This window comes from Listeria monocytogenes ATCC 19117 (assembly GCF_000307025.1).
Classification (GTDB): Bacteria; Bacillota; Bacilli; order Lactobacillales; family Listeriaceae; genus Listeria; species Listeria monocytogenes_B.
This window is the reverse complement of sequence record NC_018584.1, coordinates 1,636,983-1,660,061: the sequence shown is the minus strand read 5'-3', so window position 1 is coordinate 1,660,061 and position 23,079 is coordinate 1,636,983. Positions and strand designations below refer to the sequence as shown.

Genomic DNA, 23,079 nt, shown 5'->3' with positions numbered 1-23,079 from the left:
AAGAATGATTTTTACATAACCCGATTTAACAGACAGACTTAAAAGAAAAAATCAATCGAGGTAACAGAAATTATGAGTTCAAAATTAATGCGAGGAACGGCTGTGCTTACCGCTGGAACATTGCTTTCAAAAATCTTAGGGATTTTATATGTTATTCCATTTTACTGGATTGCCGGCGGGGAACAAGCAACGATTCTCTATCAATATGGATATGTCCCTTACCAAATTTTCTTAAATATCGCGACAGCTGGAGTACCTTTAGCAGTTGCCAAATATATTTCGAAGTATAATTCGTTAAATGAATATGCTTTAAGTCAGCGATTGTATAGATCAAGTACGTATTTAATGATATTCACAGGGATTGTTAGTTTTTTAATAATGTATATTTTTGCCCCGATACTCGCGGGGATGCAAGAGGTTAGTGGCGGAACGAGTATTGAAGATATTACGACGGTTATTCGCGCAGTAAGTTTTGCATTACTTATTATTCCTGTAATGAGTTTACTTCGGGGGTATTTCCAAGGATTTCATTCGATGGGACCTTCTGCCGTGTCACAAGTAATTGAACAAATAGCGAGAATTGTATTTTTACTTGCTAGTACGTATATTGTCTTACATTTAATTGGTGGAAGTCTTGTTACAGCGATGAGTTTAGCGACTTTTGCGGCTTTTGTTGGTGCGTTTTTCAGCTTGATTTGTCTCATTTGGTATTACCGAAAACGGAAGCCGGGTATTCAAAAAATGATTGCTGGCAGTGACAACAAGTTGCGCGTTTCGACTTTTCATCTATTAAAAGAAATTTCGATATCTGCGGTGCCATTTATTATTGTTGGAATGGCGATGTCGCTTTATCAGCAAATTGATTTATTTACGTTTGCTCGTGTTTTAACCTACGATGGTATGGACGGGAAAACAGCGGAGGATTTGCTTTCAATTTTCAACTTTTCCGTTCAAAAAATTATTATGATACCGGGAACTTTAGCCTTGGCATTTTCGATGACACTTGTGCCTTTAGTGGCGGCATCTTTCCATAAAGGGCGAATTCGGGAAGTTCATCATCATTTGACGGCTGTTTTCCAAGTGTTACTATTTTTAGTTGTGCCAGCTTGTTTAGGAATTGCCCTTTTAGCGGATCCGCTTTACACCATTTTTTATGGTTATAATGCAGATGGTTCGATGTTACTTCAGTTTTTTGCGCCATTTGCCATATTCTTCTCGTTATTTAGTGTAACAGCCGCGATTTTGCAAGGAATTGATGAACAACGGTACACGGTTCTTAGTCTCTTACTTGGTTTACTGACAAAATCAGTGTTGCAAATGCCATTAATTTTACTTTTAGGGGCAAAAGGTGGGGCATTAGCTACGGGACTTGGTTATATTGTTTCCGTAGTATTCACCATTTTTATTATTAAAAAATATGCGAAGTACTCGTTTAAATATTTATTTAGACGGCTTATACTTATTTTAGGAATTAGTGCGGTGATGCTTCTTAGTGTCTGGTTGATTTATCATGGCTTGATTTTATTTTTAAATCCACATGCAAGATTAACAGCACTAGTTATTGTTTTTGTTTCAGCCGGCTTTGGTGCCTATATTTATGCGTTTTTGGCTGCAAAAGCAGGTCTGTTAAACTATATTCTAGGGGACCGAATGTATAAAATTCGTAAAAAACTTCATTTGATTTAAACTTTTTGTAAAGAACAAGCCGATATTTATTTGGGTTTGTTCTTTTTTTTTAAAAGAGTTAATGGTAAAGTAAACAAGGATATATAATTTAATGTAAAGGAAGTTAGACGATGGGTTCAAAACTGCTCAGAGGAACATTTATTCTGACGCTAGGGACATTAATCTCTAAAGTGCTCGGAATATTGTATGTGATTCCGTTTTATGCGATTATTGGAGGAGATGAACCAGCGCTTCTATATAATTTCGGTTATGTGCCGTATCAATTATTCTTAAGCATTGCGACTGCAGGGATTCCGCTGGCTGTTGCTAAATATATAGCAAAATATAATGCGATGGAAGAATACGCTGTAGGTCGACGTTTATTTAAAACCGGTGTATATTTAATGATTTTCTCCGGCATTGTCTGTTTCCTAGCAATGTATGGACTTGCTCCAACGCTTGCTCGGATGCAACAACTGGAGGGCGGTTATAGTTTAGCAGATGGGATTCAAGTTATTCGTGCAGTTAGTTTCGCCTTACTAATTATTCCGGTAATGAGTTTACTACGAGGCTTTTTCCAAGGATATAATTCGATGGGACCTTCTGCTGTATCGCAAGTGTTAGAACAAGTTGTTCGGATTATGTTCTTACTTGCTGGAACATTTATTGTCATGTATGTACTTGATGGGAATGTCGTAACGGCTATTAGTATTGCTACTTTCTCCGCGTTTGTCGGCGCTTTTGCAAGTCTACTTTTACTTCTTTGGTATTTTTACAAACGAAAACCTGGACTGGACCGAATGCTTTTAGAAGACAGAGGGACTGTGAAAATTTCTATCCCGACGCTTTATAAAGATATTATTCTTTCGGCGATTCCGTTTATTATTGTTGGATCTGCTACATCCCTTTATCAATTGATTGACCAGTTTACATTAGGACGGGTACTGGAATATATTGGCATTACGCCGGAACTAGTGAATTCTTATGTGGCAATTATTAACTTTGATGTACAAAAATTGATTATGATTCCCGGCACACTCGCGATTGCGTTTTCGATGGCGCTTGTCCCACTAGTGACGGGAGCTTATGTGAGAAAAGAATATGCGCAAGTGAAGCGTCAACTTAATGATGTTTTTCAAATTTTATTATTTTTAACAATTCCAGCTTGTTTTGGGATTGCGATGCTAGCAAGACCGCTATTTACGGTGTTTTTCTCGCCAAGTGATAACGGTACAGCATTACTACAACTTTTTGCGCCAATCGCTATTTTATTCTCCTTATTTAGCGTATCTGCTGCAGTCCTTCAAGGGATTGATGAACAACGATTTACCGTACTTGGTTTATTACTCGGTCTACTGGCTAAATCAGTTCTTCAAATGCCGCTCATTATGTTATTTGAGGCAAAGGGATCCATTATTGCAACCGGAATTGGCTATGCGGTATCTTGTATTTTCATGCTACTTATTATTAAGAAATATGTTCGTTTTTCGTTCAAAGTTATTTTACGGCGAACGGTACTTTTCTTTGGGATGACGGCTTTAATGGGGCTTGTAGTTATTGCGCTTTATATTATGATGTCTAACTTTGTATCAACAGACCGGAAAATTCCTGCATTAATGATTACAATCGTTTGCGGCGGGGTAGGTGCAATTTTCTATGGTTACATGGCATTTAAACTCCACTTATCCGATAAATTATTTGGGCCACGTGGAACGAGACTGCGTGAAAAATTAAGAATTCGCTAGGAGGATTATATGAAAAAAACACCATTTATTATTAGCGGTATCGCTCTCCTTGGATTTATTTTCTTTATGACAGGCGTTATGACCGGTGCAAAGTGGATTCAACATTTTGATGATTATTGGAACAGTATTATCCGTGTAGGCATTACGAATACGAAAACAACGGTGATTTCTTATCTAACGGATATTGGCGGAGTCGCGACCATTTGTATTTTAACAGCAGTCATTGTCGTTATATTTGTTGTCATTCGAAAAGTAGATATGGCGATTTGGTTTGGTGGTATTGTTTTAATTGGTGGAGCACTTATCCCGTCAATTATTAAAAATATCGTTCAACGACCAAGGCCTACGTATAAATTAATCGAACAAGGTGGATTTAGTTTTCCAAGTGGACATTCGACCGGTTCTACGGTATTTTATGGTATGCTTGCTTTCTTGTTAATTCTATACGTGAGCCGCAGATGGCTTCGATTTACAATTGGCATTCTAGCCTTTGGTCTAGTTATTTTCATCATGTATTCGCGTGTTTACTTAGGGGTGCACTTTCCAAGCGATGTGGTTGCAGGATTCTTAATCGGCAATGCAGCACTTTTCAGTGGCATTGGATGTTACTTCATTTGGAATCAAAAATTAGCATTATGGGCGAGTAGATTTAAAAAAGCATAGAAAAAAATCCTCTCTTTCAAAAAGGGAGGATTTTTTATTAAGCATGTTCGTCAGTTTCGCTAAAAATTTTCAAGTAAGTCGGTAATTCTTCGGCAATTTCGGTTGGAAGTACCACATAGCGCTTTTTAGCTAAAATTTCGCCGATATAGCTGTGAAGAAAGACCGCGGCTAGAGTGCCGGTAATCGGTTTTTCAGTTTGCGCCATTAAGCCACAAATTGTACCGGCAAGCGTATCACCCATACCACCTGTTGCCATTGCTGGTGTTCCGTACATATTTTGCCAAGCAGACTCGCCAGAATACACTTTTGTACGGTGCCCTTTTAAAACAATCGTTGCGTCGATAGCAAGCGCTACATCAGTTGGTGTTACGGCATCTGGCGCTAATACTTTAAGCCTTTCCCATTCTCCAGCATGAGGCGTAAAAGTTAGTTTCGCGGCAGGATGGGGATTTTCTCCTTTTGCATAAATAGTAATCCCATCACCATCAATAATTACTTGTTGCTGTTCGGTTGATTTTTCTAAAACTAAACGAAAAATTTCTTCCGCATAGGCATCAAGTCCAAGCCCAGGACCAATTAAAATCGTATCAAATTGGCTGATTTGTTCGCTGAGACTCGAGATATTTTCATAATCAATAAACATGCATTCAGGTATTCTTGTTTGGAGAGCAGGTCGGTTGACACTATCGGAGGCCACGGTTGTTAAACCAGCACCACTTTTGACACAAGCTTCTGCCGCCATAATAGCAGCACCACCAAATTGTTTATTTCCAGCGACAATCAGAACGCGCCCATAGTCACCCTTATGTGTTTCATCTTCGCGTTTAGGAATCCATGCGCACATTGCTTTTGGTGTTATTTTTTTCATTTTTGTAAAACCTCCTTATGACACTGGCTTTTATCTACTCAACCGGGTAAAATAAAGAACAGATAAATCATGTTTATCTTAAATGATAAGGAGGCTTTTGTAAAATGAAACCTATATATCCTGCAGTGAAAGCAGTTATCGTAAAAGACGGAAAATTTTTAGCACTAAAGAAAAAAGGGGTAGAAGGAGAAGTTTTTGAACTTCCAGGAGGCCGCATGAATTATGGTGAAACGCACGGGGAAGCCCTTTTTAGAGAAGTTTATGAAGAAACAAAATTACAAGTACAGCCATTTATTTTATATGATACGTGGGAATTTTTCCATGAGGATTTCCAAATTACCGGTGTTATTTATTTGGTAGAAATGCCAGAAGGTGGCGAAATCGAATTATCCGATGAACACGAAGAATATCGCTTTTTACCACTAGAAAAAGAAAGTTTAAATGTCATGGATATCGTTTTTTCTTCGCGCATGGAACGCTGGGATTTTGAAGCAATTAAAGGTTTTATGAGAAAATAGGGAGTTCCGGCTTCCAAGCTACGTAAAAACAGTTTACAATAGAGAAGATAAGTTTGAAGGAGGGAATAACAATTATGACAGAAATTAATTGGCAAAAAGAAGTGGAATCACGCAAAGATGATTTCTTAGAAGATTTAAAAGGGCTTCTTCGCATTCCGAGTGTTCGCGATGACAGTAAAAAAACAGAAGATGCGCCGTTTGGACCAGACGTGAAACGCGCGCTCGACTATATGATTGAACTTGGTAAAAAAGACGGCTTCACAGCGAAAGAAGTTGGAAACGTAGCAGGACACCTTGAATACGGTCAAGGAGAAGAACTAGTTGGCGTTTTAGGCCATGTGGATGTAGTACCAGTTGGTGATGGTTGGACGAACGGACCATTCGAACCAACTTTACGCGACGGCAAATTATACGCTCGTGGGGTTGCGGACGATAAAGGACCAACAATTGCAGGTTACTATGCGCTAAAAATTATTAAAGAACTAGGATTACCACTTTCTCGCCGTGTTAGAATCATTGTTGGTTCTGATGAAGAGAGCGGTATGAGCTGTGTGGAACGTTATTTTGAAACAGAAGAACAACCAACACTTGGTTTTGTTCCTGATGCAGAATTCCCAATCATTCACGCGGAAAAAGGTATCTCAGAACTAGATGTATCTTTTAAAGATGGTGAAGCAAGCGGGGAAGCGGCTTTCCGTTTACTTAGCGTAGAATCAGGCGAGCGTTACAACATGGTTCCAGATCACGCAACAGCTATTTTAGAAGACGTAAAAGACTTTGATAAATTAGCGAATGCATTCAAAACCTTCCTAGCAAACCATCCAGTAGAAGGAACATTAGAAGAAAACGGCAAATCCGTTAAAATTAATATTGTTGGTAAATCTGCCCATGCAATGGAACCAAATAACGGTGTAAACGCTGGTCTTCATTTAGTAGCTTTCCTTGGTAAATTCAAGCTGACTGGCGCGGCAAATGATTTCGTAACATTTGGTCGCGATTACCTATTCGGCGATTCCCGTGCAGTTAAATTAGGTATTAGCTATGAAGACGAAGAAAGCGGCGAACTAACAATGAACGTTGGCGTTATTCGTTACGATGTAGCAGAAGGTGGAAAATACGGACTTAATTTCCGTTATCCAGTAACTGCTAATATGGACAAATTGAAAAATAAAATGCAAACAGTAGTTTATGAGTACAATGCGCAATACACGCATTACGAAGATTCCAAACCACTTTTCGTACCAAAAGATCATCCGCTAATTCAAGTTTTACAAGAAGTGTATACAAAACAAACGGGTGAAGAAGCTACTTTACTAGCAATTGGTGGCGGAACTTATGCGCGCCACATGGAGACTGGTGTGGCGTTCGGCGCACTATTCCCAGGCCGTGAAGACACGATGCACCAAAAAGACGAATTCAGCTATTTTGATGATTTGTTAAAAGCTACTGCAATTTATGCAGAAGCACTTTACAAATTAGCGAAGTAAGGGTTATAATTGAAAAAATTAACTGCTGCAAAGCTTAGTTTTGCGGCAGTTTCTTTGTTTCATTAAGTTTTTAGATAGTTCCAAAAATTAACTATGCAAGGAGAGACTTGAGATGAAAGTATTAGTAAATAACCATTTAGTGGAAAGAGAAGATGCCACAGTTGACATTGAAGACCGCGGATATCAGTTTGGTGATGGTGTATATGAAGTAGTTCGTCTATATAATGGAAAATTCTTCACTTATAATGAACACATTGATCGTTTATATGCGAGTGCAGCAAAAATTGACTTAGTTATTCCTTATTCGAAAGAAGAGTTACGAGCGTTACTTGAAAAATTAGTTGCTGAAAATAATATTAATACAGGAAATGTCTATTTACAAGTGACTCGAGGTGTTCAAAACCCGCGTAATCACGTTATGCCAGATGATTTCCCGCTGGAAGGCGTTTTAACAGCAGCAGCTCGTGAAGTACCAAGAAATGAACAACAATTTGTGCAAGGTGGACCAGTAATTACAGAAGAAGATGTTCGTTGGTTACGCTGTGACATCAAGAGTTTGAATTTACTTGGAAACATTTTAGCAAAAAACAAAGCACATCAACAAAATGCGTTAGAAGCTGTTTTACACCGCGGAGAGCAAGTAACTGAGTGTTCAGCTTCCAATATTTCTATTATTAAAGACGGTGTGTTATGGACGCACGCAGCAGATAATTTAATCTTAAATGGTATTACTCGTCAAGTAATTATTGCTGTTGCGAAAAAGAATGGTATTCCGGTCAAAGAAGCTGATTTTACTTTAACAGATCTTCGTGAAGCCGATGAAGTATTCATTTCAAGCACAACAATCGAAATTACCCCAGTTACCCATATCGACGGAGTGCAAGTAGCTGACGGAAAACGCGGACCTATTACCGCAAAACTTCATCAATATTTTGTAGAAGAAATCGTTCAAGCATGTGGCGAATTAGAATTTGCAAAATAATAAGTAGAAACCTTCCTTTTTTAGGAAGGTTTTTTTGCGTCTTGATACCTATGTAAAAATTTATATAACTTTTTTATCCGTTGAAATTACGCCATTGGCTCCGCTTTCAGTTTGAAAAGCCTGGTTTTAAGCGATTGACAAATTTTTTTGGAGGTGTATAATTCAAAAGGCTAATAGTTCGCATGCGAAATATTTGGGAGCGAACAATATGGAGGGAAGTCATGGATGAAAAATTAGTGAAAGAGGTTATTTTCTCTTTTCGCGAAGTACAACGAAAAACACATCACGTGCTTGCAGAAGAAGCGGCGAATAGGGAGATTACAACAACCCAATTACTTGCAATCAGAGAATTACAAAAAGAATCAGAATTAACACTTGGCGAATTAGCAGAACGAATGAAGCTTGGTAAAAGTACTGTATCTGGTATTGTAGATCGATTAGTGAAAGCGGGATTTTTAAAACGTACAAGAAATGAAAGTAATCGCCGCGCACTCAGCTTAGAATTAACTGAAAAAGGAGCTACAAAAGCAGCAGAAACGTATCATGTATTCTTCAACCGTTTAGAACCTATCTTAGAGATTGGCGAAGAAAGGTTAAAAGAAATGCTAGAAATGCACCAAGAGATTATTACCATTTTAGAAAGGGAAGGTGCACGAGATTGAATATGAAAGCAGCAAGTACATCAGTGAAGCGTAATGGTATTTTGATTGTTATGCTTATGGGCGCCTTTGTTACGATTCTCAACCAAACGTTGATGAATGTCGCGCTACCAAGTATTATGAAAGATTTTGGAATTACAGCCAGTCAAGGGCAATGGTTATCGACTGGATTTATGTTGGTTAATGGTGTCATGATTCCAATGACGGCCTTTTTAATTGAACGATTTACAACGCGTCAGCTTTACTTATTTGCGATGATTACCTTTGCGATTGGTACTGCAATTGGCGGATTTGCGACAGATTATACGATGCTTATTGCTGGCCGTATGGTACAAGCAATTGGGGCTGGGATTGTTATGCCACTTCTTACTGTTGTGGTCTTAAACTTATTCCCGATGGAACGAAGAGGGCGAGCAATGGGCTTAATTGGTCTTGCTATGAACTTTGCTCCAGCAATTGGTCCGACACTTTCAGGGTGGATTGTTCAACAATATGATTGGCGCAATTTATTCTTTATTATTATTCCTTTCGCGATTCTTGATATTGTCGTAGCGATTTTCTTACTTAAAAATGTCGGAAAAAGAACTTTCCCGAAACTCGATATCCTTGGGGTTATCATGTCAACAGTCGGGTTTGGTAGTTTATTATTAGGATTTAGTAATGCTGGAGACCATGATTGGTTAACATGGAAAGTAGCTGGATTTATTATTCTTGGTCTAGTAGTGCTAGGAATATTTATTCGTTACCAAACAAGCAACAAAGCGCCACTACTTAACTTTAGAGTATTTAAATATCCTACCTTTGCGCTTACAACAGCCATTAGTTTCTTTGTTGTAATGGGCCTTTTTGGTGGCATGTTATTACTACCAATTTTCTTACAAACTGTTAGAGGATTTTCACCACTAGAATCGGGGCTTGTTCTCTTGCCGGGTGCGCTTGTCACGGCGATACTTTCACCTGTAACTGGGGTGATGTTTGACCGTTTTGGGGCTAAATATTTATCACTTGTTGGCTTAATTATCATGGCGGGATCGACCTTCATGTTTACCAACTTGGATGAATCTACTACATTGACTTTTATTATTATTGTACAAACGATTCGTTCGGCTGGGATGGCGATGGTTATGATGCCACTGCAAACAGCAGCGCTCAACTCGCTTCCATTAAAACTAGCATCTCATGGTTCAGCAATGTTTAATACCATGCGTCAAGTTGCTGGTTCAATCGGAACAGCGGCGCTTATAACGGTTATGTCTAAAAGTGCTGCGAGTTTCGCTACTAAGCTCGGACCAGCCGATGTGATTGGCAAAACTAAAACTGATATTGCCAACCATGTTCTTATCCACGGAATTGAAACGGCCTTTTTAGTTGCCGGAATTCTTTCTGTAGTTGCTTGTGTCCTAGCACTATTTATACAAAAAAATAGAAGTGCCATGGATCCAATTGTTACTAAAACCGAAAAAGCATAAAATAATGAAAAAAGTGTGTTCCATTTTGATGGAATGCACTTTTTTTGTGTAAATAAAGTAAATTTGTAAAAAAATCTAGATAACGAACATATGTTGACTTGACTAGTAAGGCTAAGAGAAGTAAAATCATGAATAGTTACCTATTTGTTCGGAAGTGAAATAAACGAGGGATAGTGAAGTTGCAAAGAGCTAATAAAAGGTGTGCATGTAGATGAAAGATAACTTTTTTGGGAGAGAATATGACATAGCTCCGGCCGGAGGGGAAACTGGCCAGGCATTCGTTGCAACACATGAAGACGAAAAATTCTTTTTAAAAAGAAATTCTTCGCCTTTTTTAGCTGCGCTTTCTGTAGAAAACATCGTTCCAAAATTAGTTTGGACGAGACGCGTAGAGAATGGAGATGTCATCACTGCTCAAAAATGGGTGAATTGCCATATTTTGACACGTGAAGAAATGGTTGGACCGCGAGTGGCAAAACTATTAGCTAAAATCCACCATTCAGAAAACTTGCAACACATGCTAGCGAAAATCGAAAACTGCTATTTTTCTGCAGATCAACTTTTGAGTCTCATAAAAGTAAACACAAAAGCTAATAACGAGCTATCGAAAGAAATAATAGCAGCAATCCGCTATTTAGAACAGAATCTCTCTGCTGCTCAGACGAACGATTATGTAGTTTGTCACGGAGATGTTAACCATAATAATTGGATTATTTCTGAAGAAAACGAACTGTTTCTAGTTGATTGGGATGGTGCGATGCTTGCAGACCCTGCGAATGATATCGGAATGATTTTATACCAATATATTCCGCGAAAAGATTGGGTAAGTTGGCTCTCTAATTACGGCACCACATTAACCGAAGAATTACATCGCAAATTAAAATGGTATACAATTTGTCAAACGGTTATGCAACTCATAACCGAGCATTCGAATGAAGCCAATGAACGAGCAAAACAAATTTTTCAAAATGCAATAGAAGATGATGAGGTGTAAAGAAAGATGCGTGTAAAACATAAACCATGGGCAAAAGATAGATTGGAAGAATTCCCAGCAATTTACATCAAAAACCCAGAAGATTTCAAAGGTCAGTGGCGTGAAGTATTCGGAAATGATAATCCAATCCATATCGAAATTGGTTCCGGTAAAGGTCAATTTATTAGTGGCATGGCAAAAGCAAATCCGGAAATTAACTATATTGGTATCGAAATGATCGAAAGCGTGCTCGTTTCGGCGCTCGATAAAGCGATTGAAGCGGACGTCCCTAATTTACGATTAGTTGCTAGAGATGCTAAATTACTAGAAGAATGTTTTGAAAAAGGAGAAATAGCACAAATTTATTTAAACTTCTCCGATCCATGGCCGAAAAAACGCCATACAAAACGTAGACTAACGAATCCAACGTTCTTAACTATTTATGAGCGACTGCTACCGGAAGCGGGGGAGATTCATTTCAAAACCGATAATCGCAGTTTGTTCGAATATTCGCTAGTAGCTTTCTCAGAATACAATATGTTATTAACTTTTGTATCTCTTGACCTGCATAATAGCGATTACGAAGGGAATATTAAAACTGAATACGAAGAAAAATTTTCAGCTAAAGGATTCCCCATCTATCGTCTTGAAGCAAAATTTGATAGAAATTAACAAGGATAACCAGATGCATCTGCTGCATCTGGTTTTTATTTTTAATTGGAGGCGTTAAAAGTGGATTCCATTCAAATTGGAAAAATAAAGATTTATTGGTTACGCGGAGGGTATACTCATTTTGACGGTGGCGCAATGTTTGGCGTTGTACCAAAACCTTTATGGGAGAAAAAATATCCCGCAAATGACAAAAATCAATTAGCTAACGTAACCGATCCGATGTTTTTTCAGTACTTAGGGAAAAATTATTTAATTGATAGCGGGCTAGGGAACAGACGGCTTACAGAAAAACAAAAACGGAATTACGGTGTGACGGAAGAATCGTTTGTACTAGAAGATTTGGCGCAATTATCTATCGCTCCAGAAGACATTGATTATGTTTTGATGACACATTTGCACTTCGATCATGTGTTAGGCCTGACCGGTGTTTCGGAAGAGGGGAGTTTTTATTCCATCTTTCCCAATGCGGAAATCTGGACTTCCAAAACGGAATGGGAGGAAATGCAACACCCAAACATTCGTTCAAAAGCAACATACTGGCAAGAAAACTGGCAAACGATAGCAGGACAAATTCATACATTTACCAAAGAAAAAGAATTCAACGATGCGATTAAAATGACGCACACAGGTGGACATAGTAATGGGCATTCAGTTGTATGGATAGAATCGGACGGAGAAAAAGCGATACATATGGCGGATATTTTCCCGACATTTGCGCATCAAAATGTGCTTTGGGTCACTGCTTATGATGATTATCCAATGACTTCTATCTCTGCCAAACAAGAAATTTTTAAACAAACTTTTGGTGAAAATTATTGGTTTTTATCATACCATGACGCCAGATTTCGAGCAGTTCAAATGGACGGAAATGGAAAAATAGAAGCCGAATTAAAAATAGAACAGCGAAATTAAGAAGTGAGAAGTCACTTCTTTTTTTGAGGGTATTTTTATTTTGTGTTATAATTGTATTTATAAACGCTTTAAAATAGCCAATATGATATCCTGGGTAGGGGGTTGTCGTGTGGTATACTATAAGGGGGTATATATGGAAATCGAGCAAAAGAAAGCGCTGGTAACGCGATTCGCTAAGATAGAAGGACATGTACGTTCTATAAAAACGATGACAGAAGAAGAGCGTGATTTAGAAACTATTATGCAACAAATAGCAGCGGTGAAAAAAGCGATGGATGCTGCCGCAAAATTAATCTACACAGAACAAATGAAGGAGTTAATTGAACAAGGTGAAACAGATGAAGTGGTAATTAAAAAGAAAATAGATAGTTTTATCCGCTAAAAAACGACTCCCCACTTGGGGAATCGTTTTTATTTTTTAAGCTAAATATACGTCGATGATTGTTCCTGTGTTAGCGTCTGCGATAAATTCGAATTGCTTCTTCTCGCCTTCGCGAATACAAGTGATTCCGCCGTGGTAAACGAAAGTATCAATCGCGAATTTTTTGTAATGTTGTTTTTTAAGTTGAATCCAAGAACCTTCGATTGGTCCTTCTTGCTTGAATGCATCTTTTACCTTTTCTAAGATGACGTCCCCAGAAATTGTTTTATCGCTAAGTAAATAATGATAAACAAGGTGTCCAGCCGCTGCTCCTGCTCCAACGCCTGCAATGAAAGCTTTCCAGTTCATCGCTTTTCCTCCCTAGTGTTTCCTATTCTTTTTAAAAGATGCTACTACAAACATCTCTTTTAATCATTATACTACAAATTTTTGATTATAAAAGGATTTTTGAACACGCTTTCTGTAAAAGAGAGAAGTGAAGCGAGCGGAAACGGATATTATTTGCTATAATAAAAGAGATTTTAGACGGAAAGAGATGATTATTAATGGAAAAAGAAACGTTAGCGATGTTTAAAGAATTAACGGAACTTCAAGGGACTTCGGGTGATGAACATAGAATTCGTGCTTTTATGCGAAAAGAACTTGAACCGGTTTCCGATGAAATTATCCAAGACGGCTTAGGTGGTATTTTTGGTGTGCGCCACGGAGCGGAAGGTGGTCCACGCGTCCTTGTTGCGGCTCATATGGATGAAGTTGGCTTTATGGTAACGCAAATTACAGAAAATGGTCTAATACGTTTTCAAACAATTGGTGGTTGGAATCCGCAAGTTTTACAGGCACAGCGAGTGCAAATTATGGCGCCTAACGGTCCGGTTATTGGGGTAGTTGCTTCTGTTCCACCGCATTTGTTGTCGGAGGCTGAACGTAGCAAACCAACGGATCCTAAAAACTTACTAATTGATATTGGTGCGGATGATAAAGCGGACGCGGAGAAAATTGGTATCAAACCAGGGCAATTCATTGTTCCTGTGGCTGAATTCACGCCGCTTGCGAATCCAAAGAAAATTTTAGCGAAAGCATGGGATAATCGTTATGGCGTTGGTCTTGCGATTGAACTTATGAAAGAATTGGAAGGCGAATCGTTGCCAAATACACTTTTTGCTGGGGCGAATGTGCAAGAAGAAGTCGGTCTGCGCGGTGCGGGCGTAAGTGCGAACATGATTAAACCAGATTTATTCTTCGCGTTAGATGCTAGCCCTGCAAATGATACGACTGGGAATAAATCGCAATTCGGTCAAATTGGTCAAGGTTTCTTACTGCGTATTTTTGACCGGACGATGATTATGCATCGAGGTATGCGTGAATTTTTAATAGATACTGCGGAAACCAATAAAATTCCTTATCAATATTTTGTTTCGCCAGGAGGAACGGATGCTGGGAAAGTGCATACATCGCTTAGCGGGATTCCGAGTGCAGTAATTGGTGTTCCAGCTAGATACATTCACTCGTCTAACTCGATTTTACATGTGGATGACTATGCTGCTGCAAAAGAAATGATTACAACGCTTATTCGCAGTTTGGATAAAACGACCTACGAAACAATTAAAAACAATGCGTGAAATAATAAAGAAACCAGTAATTGTTGTGGGGTTGTTCCTTTTGGTGGCGAGTTTAGTATTCTTGCTAGGCTATGTTACGGACCTGCCTTATTTTCGTGATTCAGAGCTTGGTTGGATATGGACCACTATGATTGCTGGGATCGTGACATTATTTTTCGGGTATTTCCACGATTTTTTAGAAAAGAAAAAAGCGCGCTCTAAAGTACGGTAAAAAAGTTTGGCTCCTTCGTTGGGGCTGGACTTTTTTCATGAGCGTTATTCTGGACGAAAGTGTTGTTAGGCGGTAGGATTTAACTAGTATGAGATTAGAAGGAGCGTATGGAAATGAAGAAATTAGAATCAGTAGAACAATTTGACGCTATTAAATCGGAAGGCAAATCCGTTTTTATGTTTAGTGCTGATTGGTGTGGCGACTGCAAATTCATCGAACCAGTAATGCCTGAAATCGAAGCGGAAAATGAGGACTTTGTCTTTTACCATGTTGATCGAGATGAATTTATTGATTTATGTGCTGATTTAGCGATTTTTGGTATTCCGAGCTTTTTGGCGTTTGAAGACGGTGAAGAAGTGGGGCGTTTTGTAAGTAAAGATAGAAAAACAAAAGAAGAAATTAATGATTTTCTAGCTGCGATATAAAAAGTAACTGCTTTTTATGGAAGGGGAGGCACTTATGGCAAAAATGACTACATTAAAAATGAAAGAAAAACTTGAAAAAGAATTACAAGCGCCGAATCGGCAGTTTTCATATAATCGAGACAATGACACGCTAACGGTTGCGCAAAATGGTAAAAAAGTAACTCTGACCATCCCGCAAATCATTGCGAACTTTGAAAATGATGGTAATGCAGCGGTGGAAAAAATTGTTTATTATGTGGAAGAGGGTTTTCGGGCAGCGGCGGGAAATGTTGAGCTGGAAAATAATAAAGCGAGCATCTATCCGGTTGTACGTGCAACTTCTTTTCCTGATGAAACAAAAGCTGGAGAAGCGCTGTTAACGGATGATCATACGGCTGAAACGAAAATTTTCTACGCGGTTGATTTGGGGAAATCTTATCGTTTTATTGAAGAGAGTATGCTTAAAAAAGCACAACTAACGTATAAAGAAATAAGAGAAGTTGCTTTTAATAATTTAGCGAATCTAGAAATCCCGCTAAAAAAAGATTCTGTTAATGGTAATGACTTTTATTTCGTTCGCACAAATGATGGTTACGATGCTAGTAGATTGTTGAATGAAGCGTTCCTTCGCGAAATGCGCGAGAAGTTAACGGGGGAAATGGTGCTTGCCGTACCGCATCAAGACGTTTTAATTATCGGGGATATCCAAGATAATACAGGTTACGATGTTCTGGCTCATATGACGATGGACTTTTTTGCGGATGGGCTTGTACCAATTACCTCTTTGCCATTTGTCTATAATAATGGTAAACTTGAACCGATATTTATAATGGCAAAAAACAGATTAAAGGAGTAGAAAACGTGATAGTAAACGCATTTTATAACAAAGAAGGGGTAGGGGACACTCTACTAATTGAAACAGGCGAAGTAACGTTTGAAAATCGTGAATGGGAACGCCGCGGTGATGTAGCGCGAATTTTTGATCGTGAAACAAAAGAGTTGGCGGGATATAACATCTTTAATAGCTCCAACTATTTTAATATTACTGCAAATGGTAAGGTGGATTTGACGGAGGAATTAGTAGCGCAAATGAATCAAGTAATTGAAAAAGCTGGATTCGAACCGGAAATCGTGGCTGATTTATCTCCTAAATTCGTCGTCGGTTATGTGGAATCGAAAGAAAAACATCCTAATGCAGATAAATTAAATGTATGTAAAATCAATGTAGGGGATGAAGTATTGCAAATTGTATGCGGTGCCCCGAACATTGACGCTGGTCAAAAAGTAGTTGTTGCAAAAATCGGTGCGGTTATGCCAAGTGGTTTAATTATCAAACCATCTAATTTGCGAGGAGAAGATTCTTTCGGCATGGTATGTGCTGCGCGTGAACTTGCGATTCCTGATGCGCCTACGGAAAAGGGGATTATGGTTCTGGAGGAATCGGCTGTGGTTGGAGAAGCTTTTCCTGTTAATTTCTAAATAAATGTTTAATTTTGAGCGTCTGATGCTATATCGGGCGCTTTTTTAGTTGCTATTTATTAGATATTGTGAAAACGCCTTAAATGTAGAACGATAAAATGTTAATTGTATACAAAATATGCATAAATCGCACAAAAATGAATCAATTTTACCTTTATAACAAAAACTTATACCACGTTTGAACCCTCTATTACCAAGGTATTATAACGAATATGGCTCGAAAAAAGGCGAATTCACAATTTTGTCATAGATTATTTTGTTTTTGTCTGTTAAAATCAAACAAGAAAATTAAATTTAGGGTGATAATGAATGGGATGGTTTAAAGATTTTTTCTTTGGCGATATGGATGAAGAAATAGATACATACGAAGATACGTCTTCACGAAAAGTAGAAAAGAAAGCAAAACAACGAGCACCAGAAGTAGTGCCAAAATCAAATGTAACAGCAATTAAAACGAAAGAACGTACTATAAGGAACGAACGACCAGTTGCTTACAAAACAGTTCCAAAACAAAAACATATGCAACCAGTGAAACGACAAATGAAAACGCAAATGGTATACCAGTATCCAAAAGGCGAATTTCGTTTTCCGTTAATTCCAGATAAACAAAAAAGCCAACCAATTCAACCAAAAAAACAACCAATAACAAAAAGACAAGCGGCAGAAACGCAACCAGTAAAAGAGGAAACAAGAAAACGACCTTTTACAGCGACGGATGTACCTTCGCCTGTTTATGCCTTTAATAAACGACCAAGTAAATTTGAGTTTGCTGTAACAGAAGCAGAAGAACTTAGTACAATACAAGAAGATTTAACTATTACTCCAGTAGATTTATTAGATTCAGCAGAAGCGGAAACAATTGCTTTTGACACAGAGCTAAATCGTCAAATAGAAGAAGAGATTGTGTCAGTGCCAGTGACGGAAGAAGTCATTACGGAGCCACCAGAAGTGAAAGTAACCCCAGAACCAGTAGAACAGCAAGAACCAGCACGCGTTTCCCTTATAACGGAAGAGCCGGCGCAAACGAAAACAACTACTAGAAGCAAACAAGTAGAATCAAATAGACAAGAACAATTGCTAAAAAGCAGAATTCCATTTAATGTCATGATGGTAAAGAAAGACAAACAAGCACTTCGAAAAGAAGAAGCACAGGAAATAAATGGGCAACAACCAGTTGAGGTAGAAGCAGAACAAACGAATACTGTTCGAGAAGCGCAAGTAGCGACAGTCTCTTACCCAACGAACTATGAATTTCCGTCGTTTAGTTTGCTCCATCCGCCAGTCTCCAAACGAGAAGACGACTCATGGCTACAAATGCAGCAAGAGATGCTAGATGAAACCTTGGAAAATTTCAACGTACAAGCTAGTGTAGTTAACCGTACACAAGGTCCAGCAGTAACTAGATTTGAAGTGCAACCTGAAAAAGGCGTTAAAGTTAGCAAAATCACTAATTTAACGGATGATATTAAATTAAATTTAGCAGCGAAAGATATACGGATTGAGGCGCCGATACCTGGTAAGAGTACAGTAGGGATAGAAATTCCGAATCAGACAAGTCGTCCCGTAATGCTTTCTGAATTGATGAATACGGAAGCTTTTCAGTCATCTACATCACCGCTCACAGCGGCACTCGGGCTAGATATCTCGGGAACGCCAATTATTACTGATTTACAAAAAATGCCCCACGGTTTAATCGCTGGAGCTACAGGGTCAGGGAAAAGTGTTTGTATCAATTCATTGCTAGTAAGTTTACTTTACAAAGCAACGCCAGACCAATTGAAACTACTTTTGATTGACCCTAAGATGGTCGAATTAGCTCCGTACAACCGGATACCACATCTTGTGAGTCCAGTTATTACGGATGCCAAAGCAGCTACTGTCGCTTTAAAATGGGCGGTAGAAGAAATGGAACGTCGCTATCAATTATTTAGCCATACAGGCGTTAGGAATATGGAGAAATATAATGAATACGCTAGTCACCCAGATCATACAGGGGAGAAATTACCTTATATTTTAATTGTGATTGATGAATTAGCTGATTTGATGATGGTTGCGCCAAATGATGTAGAAGAATCCATTAGCCGCATCGCACAAAAAGCAAGAGCTTGTGGCATTCATATGATTGTAGCGACACAGCGCCCATCTGTAGACGTTATTACAGGTCTCATTAAGGCGAATATCCCTACACGTGTTTCGTTCTCTGTATCTTCTCAAATCGACTCTAGAACGATTTTAGATGCAAGCGGAGCAGAAAAATTACTCGGAAAAGGGGACATGCTCTTCTTACCAAGTGGTGCAAGTAAGCCAGTGCGTTTACAAGGAACCTTCGTTAGTGATGAAGAGATTGATGCAGTTGTTGCTCATGTTCGGAGTCAAGGCGAGGCCGATTATATCTTTGAAGAACAAGAATTACTTGTAAAAGAAACGGCAAAAGAAAATACCGATGAATTATTTGAAGAAGCGTGTGACTTTGTTTTAAGCCAAAATGCTGCCTCAACATCCTTGTTGCAAAGACATTTTAGAATTGGTTATAACCGAGCGGCGAGATTAATGGAATCCCTTGAAAATCATCAAATTGTTTCTGGGATAAATGGTTCCAAACCGCGAGATGTTATTATTACAAAGGACCAATTAGCTAAGTTGCGAAACAAAGAATCTTAATTTTGTAGTACTAAACTAACATATTACTTAATTAGTTTTACAAATAATGGCTATTTTCATGAGTAATTTCGCTTATATTCGCTGAAAGATTTTTCTATTTACATGGAAAGTGATATAATAAGCTGGTGAATTATTGACTCAACTAGAATTCAAACATAAAACACAATTAGAACGTAAGATGATGTCTAGAAAACGGAGACTTTATACTGTTTTCAAAGTTAAGACTTGGTGCTTAACAGTTAACATGTTTTTTTTAGGCACCCTCTTCAAGATAAATTAATGGGGGTTCAAATAATGACTATCTATCATTTTGTTGGAATAAAAGGGTCAGGGATGAGTGCACTTGCTCAAATCCTGCATGATAAAGGTTTCCAAGTGCAAGGCAGCGATGTGGATAAATATTTCTTTACACAAAAAGCATTAGAAGAAAAGCAAATTCCGATTATGACTTTTTCGGCTGATAATATTCAAGAAGGCCTAACAATTATTGCTGGGAATGCATTCCCAGATACACATGAAGAAATTGAGCGTGCACTGGAGCTTGGGCTTCCGGTGATTCGATATCATAAATTTTTAGGTCAATTAATTGATGGCTATACAAGTATTGCGATAACTGGTTCTCATGGTAAAACGTCGACAACTGGTTTACTTTCGCATGTTGTTGGTGCGATTCGTCCAACTTCTTATTTAATCGGTGATGGTACTGGAAGCGGGACAAAAGGAGCGGAATATTTTGCACTTGAAGCGTGTGAATATCAACGTCATTTCCTTGCTTATAAACCTACGTATGCAATTATGACGAATATTGATTGGGATCATCCAGACTATTTCAAGAGCGTGGATGATGTATTTAACGCATTCGAAACACTGGGTAAACAAGTGAAAAAAGCTGTATTTGCCTTAGGGGACGATGCTGAATTACGTAAGCTTACTTTAGATATACCGATTATTTACTTTGGTTTTGGCGAGGAAAACGAATTCCAAGCTAAAAATGTAATCAAAGAAACAACTGGAACAAAATTCGACGTGTATCATCGCGGCGAGTTCTTAGGTTCGTTTGAAATTCCAGCTTACGGAGACCATAATGTATTAAATGCCTTAAGTGTTATTGCACTTTGTGATTATGAAGGTCTACCAGTGGAAGACGTGAAAAAGGAATTAAAAACTTTCGAAGGTGTCAAAAGAAGATTTAGTATTACAGAAAAAGCTAATCAAGTATTAGTAGATGATTACGCGCACCATCCATCAGAAATCCGTGCTACAGTAAATGCTGCTAGACAAAAATATCCTGACAAAAAAGTAGTTGCTGTTTTTCAGCCGCATACATTCACGCGAACTCGCACATTCTTACAAGGTTTTGCGGACAGCTTGAATTTAGCGGATGAAGTGTATCTTTGTGATATCTTTGGTTCCGCGCGTGAAAAAACAGGGAATTTAACGATTGCTGATTTAGCGCACAAAACAAAAGGAAACCACATTATCAAAGAAGAGCATACAGAAGAACTTTTGAAATACCCAGAAGCTGTTATTTTATTCATGGGAGCAGGGGACGTTCAAAAATTCCAAGCCGCTTATGAAAAAGTACTTGATCATGAAGTTTTGACAGAAGCTGATTTGAAAAAAAGCGCGATTAATTAATAACTAAATAAAGCATGCCGATTCGTTGGCGTGCTTTTTTCTTGTTTGTAATTAGTATAAATAAAGCTTTACAGTATTTCTTAGGTGTATTAAAATATATCATGTGATACAAAATACAACTACATAATTAATGGAGGGATAAAAGTGGCAGAACGTTTAGTAGGCACACAAGCTCCAAGATTTGAAATGGAAGCTGTTATGCCAAATCAGACTTTTGGGAAAGTAAGTCTAGAAAAAAATATAGAAGACGATAAATGGACGATTCTCTTTTTCTATCCAATGGACTTTACATTTGTTTGTCCGACAGAAATTGTTGCTATTTCCGCTCGGTCAGATGAATTTGATGCATTAAATGCCCGCATAATTGGCGCTTCTACAGATACAATTCACTCGCATCTTGCATGGACGAATACACCGATTAAAGAAGGTGGTATTGGTAGATTAAACTACCCACTCGCTGCGGATACGAATCATCAAGTAGCTAGTGATTACGGTGTATTAATTGAGGAAGAGGGCGTAGCATTGCGCGGTCTTTTCATTATCAATCCAAAAGGTGAAATCCAGTACGAAGTGGTGCACCATAATAATATCGGGCGGGAAGTGGATGAAGTTTTAAGAGTTTTACAAGCTCTTCAAACAGGTGGACTGTGCCCAATCAACTGGCAACCCGGTGAAAAAACAATTGTTTAAACTAAAAAACGCTTAGGAATTAATCCTAAGCGTCTTTTTTTTATACTAAGTTTTCTGGATTAAGTGCTTCTAATTCTGGAAGGACGAAAATACCATCTTTACGAATGAGAACATCATCAAAGTAAATTTCGCCGCCGCCGTAATCGGCACGTTGAATGTTAACTAAATCCCAGTGAATAGCAGATTGGTTGCCATTAAAAGCTTCGTCGTAACATTGACCAGGCGTAAAGTGGAAACTTCCTTCGATTTTTTCATCAAAAAGAATATCTTGCATTGGTTCGTGAATGAATGGGTTAACCCCAATAGCGAATTCGCCAACGAAGCGCGCGCCTTCATCTGTATCTAAGACTTTGTTAATACGAGCTGTATCATTCGCAGTCGCTTCGATGATTTTTCCATCCTTAAACGTGAAAGATACATTTTCGAACGTAAAGCCTTGGTAAGGAGATGGTGTGTTATAAGTAAGTGTTCCATTGATAGAATCACGAACTGGTGCAGTAAATACTTCACCGTCGGGGATATTCATTTCGCCAGCACATTTAATTGCCGGAATATCTTTAATACTAAATGTTAAATCTGTTCCTGGTCCAACTAAGTGTACTTTATCTGTTTTATTCATTAGTTCTACTAATCCATCCATTGCGTCACTCATTTTTCCGTAATCTAAGTTACACACGTCAAAGTAGAAATCTTCAAAACCAGCAGTGCTCATTTTGGCAAGTTGCGCCATGGAGGAACTTGGATAGCGAAGTACAACCCATTTTGTTTGTTTCACACGAATATCAGAATGCATTTTGCCAACTGTTTCTCCGTGGATTTTCAATTTATCTGCTGGGACATCGGATGTTTCATTGATGTTATCGCCAGCACGTAAACCTATGTAAGCATCCATTTCTTTCATCACGTTGCCTTCGAATTCAGCAATTTTTGCATATTGGGAACTATCAGCTCCGAGCATCATCGCGCGGTCAATTTGTGGTTCTTTTAAGGAAACGAACGGGAAACCGCCAGCTTTGTATGCTTCTTCTACTAAAGCCATCACTAATTCTTTTTGAACACCGAAGTTTTCAATTAATACTTTTTCTCCAGCGCCAAGTTTGACGGAATAGTTAATCAAATTATGTGCTAATTTTTCGATTCTTGCGTCTCTCATCTTGTAACCTCCCTAAATTTTAACTAAAAATAGGCAAAAAGCAGCCTGTATCTATTTTACTCCAAATTACGCTAAAAGCAACCTTCTACAACAAATTAACCGGTTTCTTTCTTATTAGTTTATTTTTCGGCAGTTACTTGCTAAAATGAAGCTAATACCTTTTCTTTTTTGTATTTTGTACATAGATCATTAGAGAAGAAAGTTTTAGAGGGGAATACTCAGGGTATAG

The 23,079-nt window shown here is 38.3% G+C and carries 23 protein-coding genes; 20 read left to right on the top strand and 3 right to left on the bottom strand.

Annotated features, from left to right (window positions below):
• The first annotated feature begins 72 nt into the window (after positions 1-72).
• From LMOATCC19117_RS08200 to LMOATCC19117_RS08190, 3 genes are all read left to right on the top strand, one after another.
• Positions 73-1,686: a putative polysaccharide biosynthesis protein gene (locus LMOATCC19117_RS08200; protein ID WP_003734355.1), complete on the top strand. Its 1,614-nt coding sequence runs from the start codon at positions 73-75 to the stop codon at positions 1,684-1,686.
• 110 nt (positions 1,687-1,796) lie between these two features.
• Positions 1,797-3,410, top strand: coding sequence for a putative polysaccharide biosynthesis protein (locus LMOATCC19117_RS08195; RefSeq protein ID WP_003726740.1), 1,614 nt, complete (start codon positions 1,797-1,799; stop codon positions 3,408-3,410).
• Positions 3,411-3,419: 9 nt separating this feature from the next.
• The gene (locus LMOATCC19117_RS08190; protein WP_003726739.1) at positions 3,420-4,073 is read left to right on the top strand and encodes a phosphatase PAP2 family protein; all 654 of its coding nucleotides are present in this window, start codon (positions 3,420-3,422) and stop codon (positions 4,071-4,073) included.
• A gap of 37 nt (positions 4,074-4,110) precedes the next feature.
• Here LMOATCC19117_RS08190 and LMOATCC19117_RS08185 read toward each other — a convergent pair whose 3' ends face one another.
• The gene (locus LMOATCC19117_RS08185; RefSeq protein ID WP_003726738.1) at positions 4,111-4,941 is read right to left on the bottom strand and encodes an NAD(P)H-hydrate dehydratase; all 831 of its coding nucleotides are present in this window, start codon (positions 4,939-4,941) and stop codon (positions 4,111-4,113) included.
• Positions 4,942-5,045: 104 nt separating this feature from the next.
• On the opposite strand from LMOATCC19117_RS08185, the gene LMOATCC19117_RS08180 reads away from it, so the two are divergent.
• The 9 genes from LMOATCC19117_RS08180 (at position 5,046) to LMOATCC19117_RS08140 (ending at position 12,995) form a co-directional block, all read left to right on the top strand.
• Positions 5,046-5,459 (top strand): NUDIX hydrolase, encoded by a 414-nt coding sequence (locus LMOATCC19117_RS08180; RefSeq protein ID WP_003724165.1) that lies wholly within the window; start codon positions 5,046-5,048, stop codon positions 5,457-5,459.
• Positions 5,460-5,533: 74 nt separating this feature from the next.
• Positions 5,534-6,946, top strand: coding sequence for a dipeptidase PepV (pepV, locus tag LMOATCC19117_RS08175; RefSeq protein ID WP_003734354.1), 1,413 nt, complete (start codon positions 5,534-5,536; stop codon positions 6,944-6,946).
• A gap of 112 nt (positions 6,947-7,058) precedes the next feature.
• Positions 7,059-7,928 (top strand): D-amino-acid transaminase, encoded by an 870-nt coding sequence (dat, locus tag LMOATCC19117_RS08170; protein ID WP_003727356.1) that lies wholly within the window; start codon positions 7,059-7,061, stop codon positions 7,926-7,928.
• Between the two features lie 221 nt (positions 7,929-8,149).
• Positions 8,150-8,590, top strand: coding sequence for a MarR family winged helix-turn-helix transcriptional regulator (locus tag LMOATCC19117_RS08165; RefSeq protein ID WP_003727357.1), 441 nt, complete (start codon positions 8,150-8,152; stop codon positions 8,588-8,590).
• A complete protein-coding gene (gene mdrM, locus LMOATCC19117_RS08160; protein WP_003741249.1) occupies positions 8,587-10,056 on the top strand; it encodes a multidrug efflux MFS transporter MdrM in 1,470 nt (489 codons plus the stop codon). Before LMOATCC19117_RS08165 ends, mdrM begins: the two co-directional genes overlap by 4 nt.
• Positions 10,057-10,267: 211 nt before the next feature.
• A complete protein-coding gene (locus LMOATCC19117_RS08155; protein WP_003726713.1) occupies positions 10,268-11,050 on the top strand; it encodes a phosphotransferase family protein in 783 nt (260 codons plus the stop codon).
• A 6-nt stretch (positions 11,051-11,056) separates the two neighbouring features.
• Entirely contained in the window at positions 11,057-11,701 is a 645-nt protein-coding gene (gene trmB, locus LMOATCC19117_RS08150; RefSeq protein WP_003734353.1) for a tRNA (guanosine(46)-N7)-methyltransferase TrmB, read from the top strand.
• Between the two features lie 60 nt (positions 11,702-11,761).
• On the top strand, positions 11,762-12,613 hold the full coding sequence (locus tag LMOATCC19117_RS08145) for a YtnP family quorum-quenching lactonase (RefSeq protein ID WP_003734352.1): 852 nt from the start codon (positions 11,762-11,764) through the stop codon (positions 12,611-12,613).
• Between the two features lie 133 nt (positions 12,614-12,746).
• Positions 12,747-12,995: a metal-sensitive transcriptional regulator gene (locus tag LMOATCC19117_RS08140; protein ID WP_003741245.1), complete on the top strand. Its 249-nt coding sequence runs from the start codon at positions 12,747-12,749 to the stop codon at positions 12,993-12,995.
• 36 nt (positions 12,996-13,031) lie between these two features.
• Here LMOATCC19117_RS08140 and LMOATCC19117_RS08135 read toward each other — a convergent pair whose 3' ends face one another.
• A complete protein-coding gene (locus tag LMOATCC19117_RS08135) occupies positions 13,032-13,343 on the bottom strand; it encodes a PepSY domain-containing protein (RefSeq protein ID WP_003723577.1) in 312 nt (103 codons plus the stop codon).
• A gap of 197 nt (positions 13,344-13,540) precedes the next feature.
• Here LMOATCC19117_RS08135 and LMOATCC19117_RS08130 point away from each other — a divergent pair, with 197 nt between their 5' ends.
• The 8 genes from LMOATCC19117_RS08130 to LMOATCC19117_RS08095 all read left to right on the top strand — a co-directional run bounded on the left by LMOATCC19117_RS08130 (position 13,541) and on the right by LMOATCC19117_RS08095 (position 21,697).
• A complete protein-coding gene (locus LMOATCC19117_RS08130) occupies positions 13,541-14,614 on the top strand; it encodes a M42 family metallopeptidase (RefSeq protein ID WP_003734351.1) in 1,074 nt (357 codons plus the stop codon).
• A complete protein-coding gene (locus tag LMOATCC19117_RS08125) occupies positions 14,607-14,825 on the top strand; it encodes a hypothetical protein (RefSeq protein ID WP_003727362.1) in 219 nt (72 codons plus the stop codon). Before LMOATCC19117_RS08130 ends, LMOATCC19117_RS08125 begins: the two co-directional genes overlap by 8 nt.
• A 113-nt stretch (positions 14,826-14,938) precedes the next feature.
• On the top strand, positions 14,939-15,250 hold the full coding sequence (locus tag LMOATCC19117_RS08120) for a thioredoxin family protein (RefSeq protein WP_003726919.1): 312 nt from the start codon (positions 14,939-14,941) through the stop codon (positions 15,248-15,250).
• Between the two features lie 34 nt (positions 15,251-15,284).
• Positions 15,285-16,085 (top strand): DUF1444 domain-containing protein, encoded by an 801-nt coding sequence (locus LMOATCC19117_RS08115; RefSeq protein ID WP_003734350.1) that lies wholly within the window; start codon positions 15,285-15,287, stop codon positions 16,083-16,085.
• Between the two features lie 5 nt (positions 16,086-16,090).
• Positions 16,091-16,708 (top strand): YtpR family tRNA-binding protein, encoded by a 618-nt coding sequence (gene ytpR, locus LMOATCC19117_RS08110; RefSeq protein ID WP_003726511.1) that lies wholly within the window; start codon positions 16,091-16,093, stop codon positions 16,706-16,708.
• A 309-nt stretch (positions 16,709-17,017) separates the two neighbouring features.
• The gene (locus LMOATCC19117_RS08105) at positions 17,018-19,369 is read left to right on the top strand and encodes a DNA translocase FtsK (RefSeq protein WP_003734349.1); all 2,352 of its coding nucleotides are present in this window, start codon (positions 17,018-17,020) and stop codon (positions 19,367-19,369) included.
• A 294-nt stretch (positions 19,370-19,663) separates the two neighbouring features.
• Entirely contained in the window at positions 19,664-21,007 is a 1,344-nt protein-coding gene (gene murC, locus LMOATCC19117_RS08100) for a UDP-N-acetylmuramate--L-alanine ligase (protein WP_003727366.1), read from the top strand.
• Positions 21,008-21,151: 144 nt separating this feature from the next.
• Positions 21,152-21,697 carry a peroxiredoxin gene (locus LMOATCC19117_RS08095; RefSeq protein ID WP_003726508.1) on the top strand — a complete coding sequence of 182 codons (546 nt, stop codon included), beginning with the start codon at positions 21,152-21,154 and terminating at the stop codon, positions 21,695-21,697.
• 40 nt (positions 21,698-21,737) lie between these two features.
• Here the strand turns inward: LMOATCC19117_RS08095 and LMOATCC19117_RS08090 are convergent, their stop codons facing one another.
• Entirely contained in the window at positions 21,738-22,850 is a 1,113-nt protein-coding gene (locus tag LMOATCC19117_RS08090) for a M29 family aminopeptidase T (RefSeq protein WP_003729641.1), read from the bottom strand.
• Positions 22,851-23,079: the final 229 nt, after the last annotated feature.